We start from the raw sequence: 15646 nt of genomic DNA, 5'->3' as shown, positions 1-15646 counted from the left end.
GACAATCCTGACGGTCATCGCTCTGTGGAGGGGTTCTCCGACGCGCATTCGGGTGAGAATTCCCTCCCCTGTGATACCTCGGAGGTAGGGGGATCTCACTCTGCAGTATGAGGACTTTCGGGGTTCGCCTTCATAGGCTTGACGAGTGATCAAGGTCCGTAGGAAGAACAAGGGTGCACCGGATGTGCCCGCGCCGACATACGCCACCGCCGGGTCGATGCTGTCCGGCCTCGACGGGGCGGTCGTTCATTCGGAGAAAGTGCGTCGGGCAACCAGTTTCGTGGCCCGCGGTCAGTTCTGGAACATCGTCACCGTAGCGATCACCCTGATCCTCTATTCGATTGCCTGGCCGACACTGCAACTGACGCATCATGTTTCGCCGCCGATCATGCCCTTCGTCGCCGCGTTGGCTGCATTTCCGTTCGTCCTGATCCGGATCAACGCTCCGTTGGGGTGGGCGGTGTCGGCGGTGTCGGCACTGATCATCCCGTTGGTGTTCGACAACACTCCCGGTTACGACTACCCGTGGCAGGTCGTCCACATCATCGTGCTGATGTCGTTGCTGGCCGCAGTGAGTCTGCGGGCGCCCATTCAGGTTGTCGGTGTCGCCTGGATCGCCACAGTGCTGCTCTTTCTCGGCAACGCCCCGGGAAGCGACGGCGCCGGTTGGGCTGTCGGGCTGAGTGCCCTGGTCGTCTTCTGCCTGTTGATCCGCTGGTTGGTTCTCTCGCGCCGCCAGTTGGCCAAGCAGGAGGAAGTCAGTGAACTCGAACGCACTCGACGCACGATCCTCGAGGAGAAGGCGCGGATCGCCCGCGACTTGCACGACATCGTGGCCCACCACATGTCGATGGTGGTCGTTCAAGCTCAGAGTGCGCCGTACAGACTCGATGCAGTCACTCCGGAGATCCGAACCGAATTCGAATCGATAAGTGAGACAGGGCGAGCAGCGCTCAACGAGATCCGCGGCCTCCTCGGAGTCCTGCGCAGCGACGGGGACACCGTGGTGACGGCTCCACAACCGGGCGTCGACCAGTTGGACGAACTGTTGCTCGGCAGTACCCGTGCCGGTTTGCCGGTATCGTGGCGAGTCGACGGTGATCGAGCGTCGGTCTCGGAATCCACGGGCCTTGCGCTCTACCGGATCATTCAGGAGTCGATCACCAACGCGGCCAGGCATTCGCCAGGCGGACCCATCGAGGTCGCCGTGGCCTTCGGTCCGCAATCGGTGAGCGCGCTCGTGAACAACGGACCTTCGCCATTGGGTGGCAATCAGCACTCGGCGTCGGAAACCACTGGTGGCAACGGAATCCGCGGAATGCGAGAGCGGGCTTCGGCGGTGGGCGGCATGCTGCTGGCAAACCGGCGACAGGACGGAGGGTTCGAGGTCCGGGCCGAGTTGCCGTCGATGCCCGCCTAGGCTGTCCGAGTGCCCATCACAGTATTCATCGCAGACGACCAGGCGATGGTTCGACAAGGGTTCGGAGCCCTACTCTCCGCCCAGTCCGACATCAGCGTGATCGGCGATGCGCCGGACGGCAAGATCGCCGTCGCCGAGGTCGCGCGATTGCGTCCGGACGTGGTGTTGATGGATGTTCGTATGCCCGAGATGAACGGACTCGACGCTGCCCGCCAGATTCTGTCCGCCGGATGGGAACCGCCGGTGCGAGTCCTCATGCTCACCACTTTCGACATCGACGACTACGTCTACGAGGCCCTGAGCGTCGGAGCGAGCGGTTTCATGCTCAAGGACGCACCGGCTGAGGAACTGATTCGGGCGGTACGCGTCGTTGCCGAAGGGCAGGCTTTGCTGGCGCCGACGGTGACTCGGCGTCTGATTGCCGATGTGACCAGCCGGCGGGCGGCCCCGCGCGCACGGCCTGCAGCGCTGGACGCCCTGACCCCGCGTGAGCGCGAGGTACTCGAACTGATCGCCCGCGGATTGTCCAACGTCGAGATCGCCGAGCGGCTGTTCGTCGCCGAGCAGACCGTCAAGACCCATGTCGGGAAGGTGCTGTCGAAGCTCGATCTGCGCGATCGCGCCCAGGCAGTCGTGTTGGCGTACGAAAGCGGGCTCGTCACGCCAGGTTAGTGATCCCGTACGGCGCGGCGTTGTGGCTCGGCAACGCCGCTATCCTGCGGCAATACGGTGACTGGGGGAAGATGGACACCAAGATCCACAATCCGGTCACGAGAGGTGCTGCACTATGCGAATCGGAATCCTCACGGGCGGCGGCGACTGCCCGGGCTTGAACGCGGTCATCCGCGCCGTCGTACGTACGTCGGCCGGTCGTTACGGCAGTACCGTGGTCGGATTCCGGGACGGCTGGCGAGGATTGCTCGAGGACCGCAAGGTCCCGCTCGACTCCGATGACCGCATCAACCGCATCCTCACCCGCGGCGGCACGATCCTCGGCACCGCTCGCGTGAACCCAGACAAACTCCGTGCGGGCCTCGATCAGATCAAGCAGACTCTCGACGACAACGGGATCGACGTCCTGATCCCGATCGGCGGCGAAGGCACACTCACCGCGGCCAGTTGGCTTTCCGAGAGCGGCGTACCCGTGATCGGTGTGCCCAAGACGATCGACAACGACATCGATTGCACTGACGTGACTTTCGGTTTCGACACCGCATTGGCTGTCGCCACCGACGCCATCGACAGGCTCCATACCACGGCCGAATCGCACCAGCGCGTCATGCTCGTCGAGGTCATGGGCCGGCATGCGGGCTGGATCGCGCTGCAGGCCGGGCTGGCGTCGGGGGCACACCTGACTCTGGTTCCGGAACAGCCGTTCGACGTCGACGAGGTGTGCGCGATGGTCAAGAAGCGCTTCCAGCGTGGCGACTCCCACTTCATCTGCGTCGTGGCTGAAGGTGCGATGCCCGATCCCGCGTCGATGACCCTGCGCGAAGGTGGCATAGACGAGTTCGGCCACAAGATCTTCACCGGTGTCGCGCAGCAACTCGGAAACGAGATCGAGCGCCGGATCGGCAAGGAAGTTCGCACCACCGTCCTCGGGCACATTCAGCGCGGTGGCACCCCGACGCCGCACGACCGCATCCTCGCCACTCGCTTCGGCGTTCATGCCACCGACGCAGCTCACCGCGGAGATTTCGGTCAGATGGTCGCGTTGCACGGAACGTCCATCGACCTCGTTCCGCTCGCCGAGGCGACCCGCAAACTCAAGACGGTGCCCAAGGAGCGCTACGAGGAGGCAGCCGCATTCTTCGGCTGAGCCGCAGACGCATAAACTGATCACCATGACTGCTGTCGATGCGCCCGACATCCTCGATTACGACGAAGTACTGACCAAGTACGAGCCTGTGATGGGTATGGAGGTGCACGTAGAACTCGGCACCGCGACCAAGATGTTCTGCCCGTGCCCCACCGAGTTCGGTGCCGAACCCAATACCCAGGTGTGCCCGGTCTGTCTGGGCATGCCCGGTTCGTTGCCGGTGGTGAACGCAGCCGCTGTCGAGTCCGCGATCCGGATCGGCCTTGCGCTCAACTGCTCCATCACGCCGTGGGGCCGATTCGCACGCAAGAACTACTTCTACCCGGATCAGCCGAAGAACTACCAGATCTCCCAGTACGACGAGCCGATCGCAACCGAGGGTTACCTCGACGTGATCCTCGACGACGGCACGACGTGGCGCGTCGAGATCGAGCGCGCCCACATGGAGGAGGACACCGGTAAGTCCCTCCACGTGGGTGGCGCTACCGGTCGTATCCACGGTGCCAGCCATTCGCTGCTCGACTACAACCGTGCGGGCGTTCCCTTGGTGGAGATCGTCACCAAGACCATCCACGGTGCCGGTGAGCGCGCCCCCGAGGTTGCTCGCGCGTACGTCACGGCGCTTCGTGATCTGCTGAAGTCCCTCGACGTCTCCGACGTCCGCATGGATCAGGGATCGATGCGCTGCGACGCCAACATCTCCCTCATGCCGATCGGTTCCACCGAACTGGGGACCCGCACCGAGACCAAGAACGTCAACTCCCTCAAGAGCGTCGAGGTCGCAGTTCGCTACGAAATGCGCCGTCAGGCAGCAGTTCTCGACGCCGGCGGTGAGGTCATCCAGGAGACCCGCCATTTCCAGGAAGGCGACGGCACCACCGCAGCGGGACGCCGGAAGGAAACGGCCGAGGACTACCGCTACTTCCCGGAACCGGATCTCGAGCCCGTCGCTCCGAGCGCCGAGTGGGTCGAAGAACTGCGCGGTACCTTGCCGGAGCTTCCCTGGATTCGCCGTGCGCGGATCCAGAAGGACTGGGGAATCTCCGACGAGGTCATGCGCGACCTCGTCAACGCCGGTGCCATCGATCTGGTGATCGCGACCACCGAGGCCGGTGCTTCGCCCGAGGCAGCGCGCTCCTGGTGGCTGTCCTACCTGTCACAGCAGGCGAACACCCGTGGCGTCGAACTCGGCGCTCTGCCGATCACCCCGGCGCAGGTTGCCCAGGTCGTAGCTCTCATCGACAGCGGCAAGCTCAACAACAAAGTGGCTCGCCAGGTCGTCGATCACGTCCTCGACGGCGAGGGTGACCCGGAGCAGGTTGTCGCGGCCCACCCGGAGTTGGTCGTCGAACGTGACGAAACCAAGCTCAAGGCAGCCGTCGACGAAGCGCTCGCAGCGAACCCCGACATCGCGGACAAGATTCGCAGTGGCAAGGTGCAGGCCGCCGGAAAGATCGTCGGCGACGTCATGAAGGCCACTCGTGGACAGGCAGACGCGGCTCGTGTGAAGGAACTTGTCATCGAGGCGTGCAGCTAGCGCACACTGAATTTCTGACACTGATGCCCGGCCGAATCGAATTCGGCCGGGCATCAGTGTTTTTCGCTGTCGTTTTGCCGCTGTCGGTCTACAGACCAGGGACCACAACCGCGCGGCCGCTGAGCGTTCCGGCGGCCAGTCGTCGATACGCTTCGGCGCCGTTGTCGAGACTGAAGGTCTCCACCGCGATGTCGAAGATGCCGGCGTGCGCCAGGTCGATCAATTCGATCAGCTCGTTGCGGGCACCCCAGTACGGAACTGTCACAGAAGCCTCGTAAGGACTTTGGAAGAACCCGACTTTGGCATGGGCCTGCCCGTCGCCGATCCCGACGATCGTGACGTCCGATCCGACGCCGGCGACAGCCATCGCGGTGTCGATGGTGGGCTGATAGCCGACGAAGTCGAGAACCAGTGCGGCGCCCTGACTTCCGGTGATCCTGCGGACGTTCTCGGCCGCGTCCTTGTCGGACAGAACCACTTCGTGAGCGCCTACCTTGGTTGCCAGTTCGAGCTTGTCCGCGCTCAGGTCGAGTGCGATGACGGTTGCTGCCGAGAGGTGGCGGAGGAGTTGGATGGCGACATGGCCGAGACCGCCGGTACCGATGACGACGGCGTACGAGCCACCGCGAAGTTTCGGCAGTGAACGCTTGATCGCGTGATACGGAGTCAGACCGGCGTCGGTCAGCGGCACCGTCTTGACCGGATCGAGGTCGCCGATCGGGACGAGGTGGCGAGGTGAATCGACGATCATGAATTCGGCCAACGCGCCGGGTGCACCGAGACCAGGAGGATTGATGCCGAGTTCTTTTGCTCGAGAACAGTAGTTTTCGAGTCCTTGCGAGCAGTGCCAACAGCTGCCACAGCCCCAGGGTCCGTAGACGACGACATTGGTTCCGATGTCGAGCCCTTCGACGCCCTCGCCGACGGCGGCGACCCGGCCGGCGCCCTCGTGGCCGAGCGTGAGAGGAAGGCCGTAGGTGTACTGCACCTCGGGCAGGCTCATGATGAAGTCGTCCGAGTGGCAGACGCCGGCAGCGGTGACTTCCAGGAGCACTTCACCTGGACCGGGCTCGGGTTTGGGAATCTCCGTGAGTTCGGGTTCTGCGCCGATTCTCGTGTACTGGATTGCCTTCATACCGACTCCTTTGTCGTGGTTGGGCCAACCGGTCCTGGCAAATGCGTGGTGTTTAGCCCCGCTAACAAAAGAGTACGCATCTGTGCATGTTCGGTCACGGGATCCGTGACCGAACAGACATGGCGGCTCAGTCGATCCCGCCGCTGCCACTCGGCATCGGGATCTTGACCACCTTGTCGTCGTTCGGACCCGGCTCGCCCGCGGTTTTGTTTATCGTGCTCGCCCACATCAAACCGTCGGATCCGAGTGCCAAACCGCCCAGCTGGCCGTACGTGTCTTTCGCCACTGCCGACGGCGCGGTCGTGACGGCACCTGTTCCTGGATCTGCGGCCAGCGCCGAGATCGCTTTGCCGGCCCCCAGCGCGACAGCTACCACTCCCTGCGCCGCGATGCACCCGCCGACTCCGGGTCGGTCGGGCCACGTCCACGCGGGGGATGTCACCGTGCCGTCGGCGCCGACGCGTTGGAGGCGATCCTCGAGAGTGGTTCGGTCCGTGACCCACGTCGCGATTCCCGGATCGACGCACACGCCGCCGCCGTTTCCGATTCCGGACAGAACTACTTCCGGGCGAGGCGGCGCAGCGTTGGGTGTCAGCGATCGGACCCGCAAGAGTTTCCCCGCCAACGAGGCGGGATCCTGAGCAACCGCGGGGTTTCCGGTATCGCCTGTCAGAACCATGAGCTGGTCCGGGGCCGCGAACTCCAGTGACCCGCCGTTGCCGCTCGCGCCGCGCGGGATTCCACCGAGTACTTCCTTGGCGGTGTCACCCGGAGCGATGCGGACCACCCGGTTGTCCGTTCCGGTGGTGACGTAGGCATAGATCAGGTTGTCTTCGACAAACGTGGGGGAGAGTGCGATGTCGAGCAGGCCGCCGTCACCGCTGCCGTCGACGTCGATCTTGGCTACCTCGACCGGTGTCGTGTTGGGAGCTACCTGCATGATCCGGCCGGTCCGCCGTTCGGCAACCAGTCCGGAGTTCCCGTCCGGGAGTGTGACGAGCCCACCCGTGGTGTCGAGACAGGTTGCGATCACGGCGGTGTCGGCATCCTGACACGGTCCGAGGGGGCCGGTCCGCGGCGCCGGCGGCGTGGTCGACGGCGGCGGGTTCTCCGGCTGCACTTCCGCGCTGGCCTGGTTGGTCGGTTCGGGTGTGAACGGCGAGGCAGTCGATTCGTCGAAGTCGGCGCAACCTGCGAGCAACGATGTCCCGAGCACCAGCGCCAGTGCGCCCAGCGCTGCATGCCTACCCGTAGTCATGCCCAAGACGTTACGTAATGCACGGCAGATGCCGCCACGCCGGACCAAGGTTCCCCGTCGAGTTCGTGAATCGGTCATAGGCTCACCTACGTGACTGACGAGCGAAAAGATCCCAGCGAGTTGTCGGATGCGGACAAGCCGACGGGCAATGTGTCCAGTCCGTATGATTCGCCCACCGAACAATTTCCGACGGTGAGCGCCAAGAATCCGTTGCCGCGGACCGACGACGATCTCGATTTCGGTTCCACGAACGCCAACTCCCTGACCGAACAGATACCGACATACCGAGCACCTGGCGCGGATCAGCCGACCGTGGCTCTCGAGCGTGAGACGGCGTACGACGCTCCGATCGCCGCCGTTCCCACCGCCGAAGCCGTGGCAGGTACAACTGAGTCTCCGCGGGGCCGAGGCACTCTCGACCTCGGGTTGCTTGCACTGCGATTGGCCGTCGGTGGAACTGCGTTGGTGCACGGTCTGCAGAAGTTGACCGGTATCTGGAACGGGCCGGGGCTGAACGGGTTCGAGTCGATGCTGGCGGACGCCGGGTTCCAGCAGGCGAAGTGGATGGCGATACTCGGCGCCGTCGGTGAAGTCGCAGGTGGCGCCCTCCTGATCCTCGGGTTGCTGACTCCCGTTGCGGCAGCGTCGGTTCTGGCGGTGATGATCAATGCGTGGGCGCTGCGTCAGGCGAGCGCACCCGGCCTGGAGTACTTCGCCCCGGCCGGGACCGAGTACGAGATGCTGCTCGGAATCTGTGCGGGCGTCATCATTTTGACGGGACCAGGTCGTATTGCGCTCGACGGTCGTCGTGGCTGGGCAACTCGTCCGTTTATCGGATCGCTCGTGGTTTTGATCCTCGGTATCGCTGCCGGCGTCTGCACCTGGATCTTCCTGAACGGTGCCAATCCGCTCATCTGAAACTCGCGCCGTCGAACCAACGAACCGCCGCTCTCCGAATCGGAGAGCGGCGGTTCGTTGGTGAAGGATCAGTCCTTGACGAGTACCGGGTCGGCGTTCGCGGACGGGATGGCCGTTCCGTCCTTGAGCTTGCGACCGAGGACCGACTTGCGGTGACCGTAGGCGAAGTACACGAGCACACCGATGGCCATCCAGACGAGGAACCGGATCCAGGTCTCGACCGAGAGGTTGAGCATCAGCCAACCGCAGGCGAGCACGGCGACGATCGGAACGAACGGCACCAGCGGGACGCGGAATCCGCGCGGCAGGTCGGGGCGGGTGCGGCGAAGGACGATGACACCGACACAAACCAGGACGAAGGCGAACAGCGTTCCGATGTTGACCATCTCTTCGAGCGTGCCCATGGGGAAGAACGCTGCCAGGACGGCAACGATGCCACCGACGATCAACGTGATGCGCATCGGGATGCCCTTGGCGTTGGTCTTGGCCAGGCTGCGCGGCATGAGGCCGTCACGGGACATGGCGAAGAGGACGCGGGTCTGACCGAGCATCATGACCATGACAACTGTCGTGAGGCCGGCCAGGCCACCGAAGTTGATGGCGGTTTGTGCCCAACCAATGCCGTTGGCCTCGAATGCGGTTGCGAGGGTGGCGCTGGAATCGCCGACCAACGGACTGCCGTCCTTGAGTTCGGTGTACTTGACCATGCCGGTCAGTACGAGCGTGACGGCAACGTAGAGAACCGTGACGATGGCGAGCGAGCCGAAGATTCCTCGCGGCAACGACTTCTGCGGGTTCTTGGTTTCCTCGGCGGTGGTGGCGACGACGTCGAAACCGATGAAGGCAAAGAACACGAGGCTGGCTGCGGCGAGCAATCCGTAAGCGCCGTAGCTACTTCCGCCTGCGCCGGTCAGCCAGGAGAACAGGGTCTGATGGATTCCGCTTGCAGAACTCTCGGTTCCTTCGGACGGCGGGATGAAGGGGGAGTAGTTCTCCTTCTTGATGTAGAACGCGCCCACGACGATGACGAGCAGGACTACTGCGATCTTGATCGCGGTGATGATTGCGGAGACTCGCGAGGAAACCTTGGTGCCGATCGCGAGGATCAGCGTGATCGCGCCGATGATGAGCAGAGCGCCCCAGTCGAAGCTGATCGAACCGATGTGGGCGGTGGTGCTTCCGCTGGCCCCGATGACGTTGCCGAGGTACAGCGACCAGCCCTTGCCGACGACGGCGGAGGCGAGAGCGAACTCGAGAATGAGGTCCCAGCCGATGATCCAGGCGGCGAACTCCCCGAACGTGGCGTAGGAGAACGTGTATGCGCTGCCTGCGACGGGGACGGTGGAGGCGAACTCCGCGTAACACAGCGCGGCGAGGCCACAGGCGATGGCAGCGAGAACGAATGCCAGTGAAATGGAGGGTCCTGCGACATTGCCTGCGGTTCGAGCAGTCAGCGTGAAGATGCCTGCGCCGATGACGACGGCGACTCCGAATACCGTGAGGTCCTTCGCGGTCAGTTCCTTCTTGAGCTTTGTCTCAGGCTCGTCGGTGTCCGCGATCGATTGCTCGACGGATTTGGTGCGCCATATGCCGACTCCGGGCATGTATTGCTCCTTGGTTGTTTCCCGTCGACCTTGTGGGTGACGGGCGGTGGCTGACTGTCGTCGTTGTGATGTGCGTCTCAGCGACCTGATGAGGGAACCACTGGTGAGCGCCGTGTGCAAGTCGGCTCGCTCGAACTGACCGAAATGATCACCTGACTGAAAGTCATCCCCCCTCATGTATCTGAATTGATCAGCTGGTGTCTGAAACCCTACGTCCAAGTGAATTCGCTCACGAGCCGGACGCGCGATTCGGTCTGAAATGTCTGATAGCTCATATCGTTCCGTTGGTGCTCCGCGTGTCGCCCGGTTATTCGGTACCTGTCGGTCGGTCTTGCTGTCGATGAGTTGCACTGTCGCTGTGCCAGCACGTCCCATTTCACCCGTATCGGGGCGGTAGGCGAGAGGACCACCGCGTACCTGGATGCACTCGAGCGTCGATCACGCGTCGTGGCAGAGTGTGTCGGCGACGGGATGATCGGATTAGGTTGTGGTTCAAGCTCATACAACACCGGAGGAAGTATGGCGTGTTCTGACTCAGTCGGTCCCGCGTTCTTCTCCGAGGTGACATGAACCCGACTCTGTCGACCCTCTGTCGTGGCCCGTTGGCGAGCATTCTCGTGGAGCTGAGTTGGTTGCCGCACGTGCGGCTGCCCGAAAACCTTGTGTGACTGTCACATCGGCTACGCGCGTCTCGAGCCGCACGCACGCTGACAGAAATAATCCCCGGCCGAAAAGCGGCCGGGGATTATTTCGATTCGTGGCAGAACTTACGGAACGTAGCGAACCGCGCCCTTGTCGGCGGACGTCGCCAGAGCGGCGTAGGCGCGCAGTGCTGTCGTCACGGTGCGCTGACGATCGACCGGCTGCCACGGGCGCTCCGAGGCCTCCATCTTCGCGCGTCGCTCGGCGAGGACGTCGTCGTCGACCAGGATCTCGAGCGTGCGCGAGGCGACGTCGATGCGAACCTGATCGCCGTTCTGGACGAGACCGATGATTCCGCCTGCGGCAGCCTCGGGGGAGATGTGACCGATGGACAGCCCGGAGGTTCCGCCCGAGAAACGACCGTCGGTGATCAGCGCGCATTCCTTACCGAGGCCTGCGCCCTTGAGGAAGGCAGTGGGGTGCAGCATTTCCTGCATGCCGGGGCCACCCTTGGGGCCTTCGTAGCGCACGACGAGAACGTCGCCGGCCTTGATCTTCTTCTGCAAGATGACCGAGACGGCTTCTTCTTGGGATTCGACGACGAGCGCCGGGCCCTGGAAGGAGAACAGTTCCTCGTCGATGCCGGCCGTTTTGAGTATTGCGCCGTCGAGTGCGATGTTGCCACGCAGGACAACCAAGCCGCCTTCGACGGTGTAGGCGTTCTCGACGTCGCGGATACAGCCGCCGGCCGCATCGGTGTCGAGGGCAGACCAACGGTTGTCCGTGGAGAACGGTTCGATGGTGCGCACGCCGCCGGGAGCCGCGTGGAAGAGTTCGATTGCCTCGTCGGTTGCCTTGCCGGAGCGGATGTCCCAGTCGTCGAGCCACTGGTCGAAGCTCTTGGTGTGCACGGTGGACACGTCGGTTTCGAGGAGTCCGCCGCGGCGAAGCTCACCGAGCAGGGCGGGGATTCCGCCGGCGCGGTGGACGTCTTCCATGTGGTAGTCCGAGTTGGGAGAGACCTTGGACAGGCACGGAACCTTTCGGCTGATCGCGTCGATGGTGTCGAGGTCGAAGTCGACCTCGCCTTCCTGCGCCGCAGCCAGCGTGTGCAAGACGGTGTTGGTGGAACCGCCCATGGCGACGTCGAGAGCCATCGCGTTGCGGAACGCTGCCGGGGTCGCGATGTTGCGTGGCAGCACCGACTCGTCGCCGTCGCGGTAGTACTTGAGGGCAGCCTCGACCACGGTGGTGCCCGCACGAGAGAAGAGTGCGTGACGAGCCTTGTGAGTTGCCAGCGTGGAGCCGTTGCCCGGCAATGCGAGGCCGAGGGCCTCCGTCAGGCAGTTCATGGAATTGGCGGTGAACATTCCGGAGCAGGACCCGCATGTCGGGCACGCGCTGCGCTCGACCTCGTCGAGGCCCTCGTCGGACACGGCATCGTTGGCAGAGGCGGAGATCGCGGTGATGAGGTCGGTGGGGGCTTGGGCCACGCCGCCGACGACCACTGCCTTACCGGCCTCCATCGGACCGCCGGAGACGAAGACGGTCGGGATGTTGAGACGCATTGCAGCGTTGAGCATGCCGGGAGTGATCTTGTCGCAGTTGGAGATACACACCAGTGCGTCGGCTGTGTGGGCGTTTGCCATGTACTCGACCGAGTCGGCGATGATCTCGCGGCTCGGGAGCGAGTAGAGCATTCCGCCGTGGCCCATTGCGATGCCGTCGTCGACTGCGATGGTGTGGAACTCACGAGCGACGCCGCCGGCCGCACTGATGGCCTCGGCAACGATCTCGCCCACGTTCTTGAGATGCACGTGGCCGGGTACGAACTGGGTGTACGAGTTCGCTACGGCGACGATCGGCTTTCCGAAGTCGGAATCCGTCATTCCTGTGGCGCGCCACAGGGATCGGGCTCCGGCAGCATTACGTCCGATGGTGGTGGTGCGTGACCTCAACGGGGGCATGGGCGTGTTCCTTATGTGATCGTTGCTGGTCCACTCAAATAGAAGCGAGGGCCTTTCAACGCTACTCGCGTGCTACGGGCGCTTCTCTTCGGGCTGGTCCTGTGTGTTCTCGACGAGCTCGGATTCTGCTTCTGCTTCTGCAGCTGCTTCTTCCTCTTCGGCTTCCTTGGCGGCGAAGGCTTCTGCGGCGGATGCGTAGGGATCGGTAATGCGGCCACCGCTGGCGATCGCGATCTCGGGAAGCCTGACGAAGCTGACCGCAGGCAGGGTCACCTCGGTTCCGTCGGTGAGTTCCGCGCGCGCCCAACTCCGCTTCGGGAAGCGGAAACCCTTGACGTCGTCCCAGGCGAGGGTGCGCTTGGAGAACGTCGAGCGGACCTCGAGGCCGTCAGGGCTGACGGTGGTGCGCAGTCGCGCGACGAGATAGACGGCGATGATCGGAAGGATCAGCAACCAGCTGAAGGCGACGGGCCACCCGAAGATCGGGAAGCTGACCGCGAACAGAAGGAACGCGCACGCCATGTAAGCGAGCTGCGAAATGCGGATGACGTGCCGAAGTGGTTTCGGCGTGTGGGATGATTGAGCCGGTGGCACGGGCTGCTGCGAAGTTGACACCTCTACATCTTCGCATTGCAGCCGATGTATCTCAGATTCTGGGACGGTCGACTCACCAAGTTTGCCGTTCGCGACTAGCGCCTCTACTGTCGAGTGCGTGAAACAGAATGAGTTGCTCGTAATCGGCCGGCGCGTCGTCGCCTGAGTCGATTTTTCAACTCACCAGATAACGACGCGCCACCCTCGCTCAGCAGATGCTGACGGGGGTTTTTTGTTGCCCGGAGCCAGAATCAGAGGATTTCCCAGTGAGCGCACCAACAGCACGGCCTCAACCCACGCCGCGCAAGTCAGGGACACCGAGCCCGACAACCGCGGCTGCCGCAACCCAGACGGCCAACCGTCGCCAGCTCCCGCCTGAGCGGGTAACCGGCGCGCAGTCTGTGGTTCGAGCCCTCGAAGAGCTCGAGGTCGACACGGTATTCGGCATTCCCGGCGGTGCCGTGCTCCCGGTTTACGACCCACTCTTCGATTCGGTCAAGGTTCGCCACGTGCTCGTGCGCCACGAGCAGGGTGCAGGCCACGCTGCCACCGGTTACGCCCAGGCGACCGGCAAGGTCGGCGTCTGCATGGCTACCTCGGGTCCCGGTGCGACCAACCTGGTCACGCCGCTGGCCGACGCGCAGATGGACTCCGTTCCGATCGTGGCGATCACCGGACAGGTGGCGCGCTCGCTGATCGGTACCGACGGCTTCCAGGAAGCCGACATCTCAGGCATCACGATGCCGGTCACCAAGCACAACTTCCTGATCACCGACGCGATCGACATCCCGCGCATCATGGCCGAGGCCTTCTACCTCGCGGCCAGCGGTCGCCCCGGCGCCGTCCTGGTCGATATCCCCAAGGACATCCTGCAGTCGCAGACCACGTTCTCGTGGCCGCCGGAGATGCGTCTGCCGGGCTACCGCCCGGTGACCAAGCCGCACGGCAAGCAGGTTCGTGAAGCTGCACGTCTGATCGCCGACGCCAAGTCGCCGGTTCTGTACGTCGGTGGCGGCGTCATCAAGTCCGACTCCTCGCCGGAGCTGCTCGAATTGGCCGAGCTGACCGGTATCCCCGTCGTCACCACGCTGATGGCCCGCGGCGCGTTCCCGGACAGTCACGACCTCAACTGCGGTATGCCGGGAATGCACGGCACCGTTGCCGCAGTCGCCGCTCTGCAGCGTAGCGATCTACTGATCACCCTCGGTGCGCGTTTCGACGACCGCGTGACCGGTCAGCTGAATTCCTTCGCGCCCGACGCCAAGGTCATCCATGCCGACATCGACCCGGCCGAGATCGGCAAGAACCGCTACGCGGACGTCCCGATCGTGGGCGACTGCAAAGAGGTCATCACCGAACTCATCGAGGCGATCCGTGCCGACATGGCCACGGGCACCACGTTCGACCTCACCGAGTGGTGGGCGTACCTGAACGACATCCGTCGTACGTACCCGCTGAGCTACGACCGTCCCACCGACGGTCAGCTGAGCCCGGAGTACGTGATCCAGACCGTCGGCAAGCTCGCCGGACCGGATGCCATCTACTGCGCCGGCGTCGGTCAGCACCAGATGTGGGCCGCGCAGTTCGTCGGCTACGAGAAGCCGCGCACGTGGCTCAACTCGGGCGGGCTCGGCACCATGGGGTACGCGGTTCCCGCAGCCATGGGCGCCAAGATGGGTATGCCCGACACCGAGGTGTGGGCGATCGACGGCGACGGCTGCTTCCAGATGACCAATCAGGAACTCGCAACCTGCGCACTCGAAGGTATTCCGATCAAGGTTGCCCTCATCAACAACGGCAACCTCGGCATGGTGCGCCAGTGGCAGACACTCTTCTATGAAGAGCGCTACTCCAACACTAACCTCGGAACGCACGGCGCCATCCGCATCCCGGACTTCGTGAAGCTCGCAGAAGCATTGGGCTGCCACGGAATTCGTGTCGAGCGTGAAGAAGATGTCGAAGCTGCGATCCGTGAGGCGCAGTCCATCAACGACAAGCCTGTCGTGATCGACTTCATCGTCACCGCCGACGCACAGGTGTGGCCGATGGTCGCTGCCGGAACGAGCAACGACGAAATCATGGCGGCCCGGGGCATCCGGCCGCTGTTCGACGACGACGAGGCAGTTGCCGAGCCCGCCGTCATCCACGAAGCCATGTCACGCGAGCAAGCCGGACCCGCCGCGGGCACAGGGGAGGATCAGAAGTGAGCACCAGTCACACCCTCAGTGTTCTCGTCGAGGACAAGCCAGGCGTGCTGGCTCGCGTCTCCGCACTTTTCTCCCGCCGCGGATTCAACATCGAATCCCTTGCGGTGGGCGGAACCGAGATCCCCGAGATCTCACGTATGACCATCGTCGTCACGGTCGACGAGTTCCCTCTCGAGCAGGTGACGAAGCAGCTCAACAAGCTGATCAACGTCATCAAGATCGTCGAGCAGGACGGTGAAGCATCCGTCGCTCGCGAGCTCGTGCTCATCAAGGTGCGCGCTGATGCAAGCGTGCGCACGCAGGTCATCGAAACGGTGAACCTGTTCCGCGCCAAGGTGATCGACGTCTCTCCGGAGTCCGTCACCATCGAGGCGACCGGTACTCGGTCCAAGCTGGATGCACTGCTGCGGATGCTTGATCCGTACGGTATCCGGGAGATCGTTCAGTCCGGGGTCGTGGCAGTCGGTCGAGGGCCGAAGTCGATCACGGCCACCCGTTAGTACTTTTAGACACGTAAAAATCCAAGGAGAGGTTGAGAACTGTGG

12 protein-coding genes are annotated in these 15646 nt (G+C 63.6%); 7 read left to right on the top strand and 5 right to left on the bottom strand.

The genetic code is table 11. From position 1 onward, the window contains the following. Positions 1-145 precede the first annotated feature (145 nt). From RhoBH5_RS03900 to gatB, 4 genes are all read left to right on the top strand, one after another. Positions 146-1420 (top strand): sensor histidine kinase, encoded by a 1275-nt coding sequence (locus RhoBH5_RS03900; protein WP_270007964.1) that lies wholly within the window; start codon positions 146-148, stop codon positions 1418-1420. 9 nt (positions 1421-1429) lie between these two features. Next, positions 1430-2092, top strand: a complete 663-nt coding sequence (locus tag RhoBH5_RS03895) for a response regulator (protein ID WP_003944694.1) — start codon at positions 1430-1432, stop codon at positions 2090-2092. Between the two features lie 115 nt (positions 2093-2207). Next, on the top strand, positions 2208-3239 hold the full coding sequence (locus tag RhoBH5_RS03890; protein ID WP_019747919.1) for an ATP-dependent 6-phosphofructokinase: 1032 nt from the start codon (positions 2208-2210) through the stop codon (positions 3237-3239). A gap of 25 nt (positions 3240-3264) precedes the next feature. Beyond that, on the top strand, positions 3265-4776 hold the full coding sequence (gatB, locus tag RhoBH5_RS03885; protein ID WP_007729370.1) for an Asp-tRNA(Asn)/Glu-tRNA(Gln) amidotransferase subunit GatB: 1512 nt from the start codon (positions 3265-3267) through the stop codon (positions 4774-4776). Between the two features lie 88 nt (positions 4777-4864). On the opposite strand, the gene RhoBH5_RS03880 is transcribed toward gatB, so the two are convergent. Continuing rightward, positions 4865-5911, bottom strand: coding sequence for an NAD(P)-dependent alcohol dehydrogenase (locus RhoBH5_RS03880; RefSeq protein WP_270007963.1), 1047 nt, complete (start codon positions 5909-5911; stop codon positions 4865-4867). A 127-nt stretch (positions 5912-6038) separates the two neighbouring features. Beyond that, on the bottom strand, positions 6039-7169 hold the full coding sequence (locus tag RhoBH5_RS03875) for a PQQ-dependent sugar dehydrogenase (protein ID WP_003944688.1): 1131 nt from the start codon (positions 7167-7169) through the stop codon (positions 6039-6041). Positions 7170-7259: 90 nt separating this feature from the next. Between RhoBH5_RS03875 and RhoBH5_RS03870 the strand changes: the two genes are divergently transcribed. After that, complete coding sequence (locus RhoBH5_RS03870) at positions 7260-8087, top strand: DoxX family protein (protein WP_003944742.1); 828 nt, start codon at positions 7260-7262, stop codon at positions 8085-8087. Positions 8088-8155: 68 nt separating this feature from the next. Here RhoBH5_RS03870 and RhoBH5_RS03865 read toward each other — a convergent pair whose 3' ends face one another. The 3 genes from RhoBH5_RS03865 to RhoBH5_RS03855 all read right to left on the bottom strand — a co-directional run bounded on the left by RhoBH5_RS03865 (position 8156) and on the right by RhoBH5_RS03855 (position 12894). Beyond that, the gene (locus tag RhoBH5_RS03865; protein WP_003944693.1) at positions 8156-9691 is read right to left on the bottom strand and encodes an amino acid permease; all 1536 of its coding nucleotides are present in this window, start codon (positions 9689-9691) and stop codon (positions 8156-8158) included. 767 nt (positions 9692-10458) lie between these two features. Beyond that, positions 10459-12300 carry a dihydroxy-acid dehydratase gene (ilvD, locus tag RhoBH5_RS03860; RefSeq protein ID WP_007729361.1) on the bottom strand — a complete coding sequence of 614 codons (1842 nt, stop codon included), beginning with the start codon at positions 12298-12300 and terminating at the stop codon, positions 10459-10461. A 72-nt stretch (positions 12301-12372) separates the two neighbouring features. Then, entirely contained in the window at positions 12373-12894 is a 522-nt protein-coding gene (locus RhoBH5_RS03855; protein ID WP_039973093.1) for a PH domain-containing protein, read from the bottom strand. Positions 12895-13160: 266 nt separating this feature from the next. Between RhoBH5_RS03855 and RhoBH5_RS03850 the strand changes: the two genes are divergently transcribed. Both RhoBH5_RS03850 and ilvN read left to right on the top strand, forming a co-directional pair. After that, entirely contained in the window at positions 13161-15101 is a 1941-nt protein-coding gene (locus tag RhoBH5_RS03850) for an acetolactate synthase large subunit (RefSeq protein WP_030535411.1), read from the top strand. Next, the gene (ilvN, locus tag RhoBH5_RS03845; RefSeq protein WP_003944718.1) at positions 15098-15601 is read left to right on the top strand and encodes an acetolactate synthase small subunit; all 504 of its coding nucleotides are present in this window, start codon (positions 15098-15100) and stop codon (positions 15599-15601) included. Before RhoBH5_RS03850 ends, ilvN begins: the two co-directional genes overlap by 4 nt. Positions 15602-15646: the final 45 nt, after the last annotated feature.

Source organism: Rhodococcus sp. BH5 (assembly GCF_027583855.1).
Lineage (GTDB): Bacteria > Actinomycetota > Actinomycetes > Mycobacteriales > Mycobacteriaceae > Rhodococcus_F > Rhodococcus_F qingshengii.
This window is presented reverse-complemented; position numbering and strand designations above follow the sequence as displayed.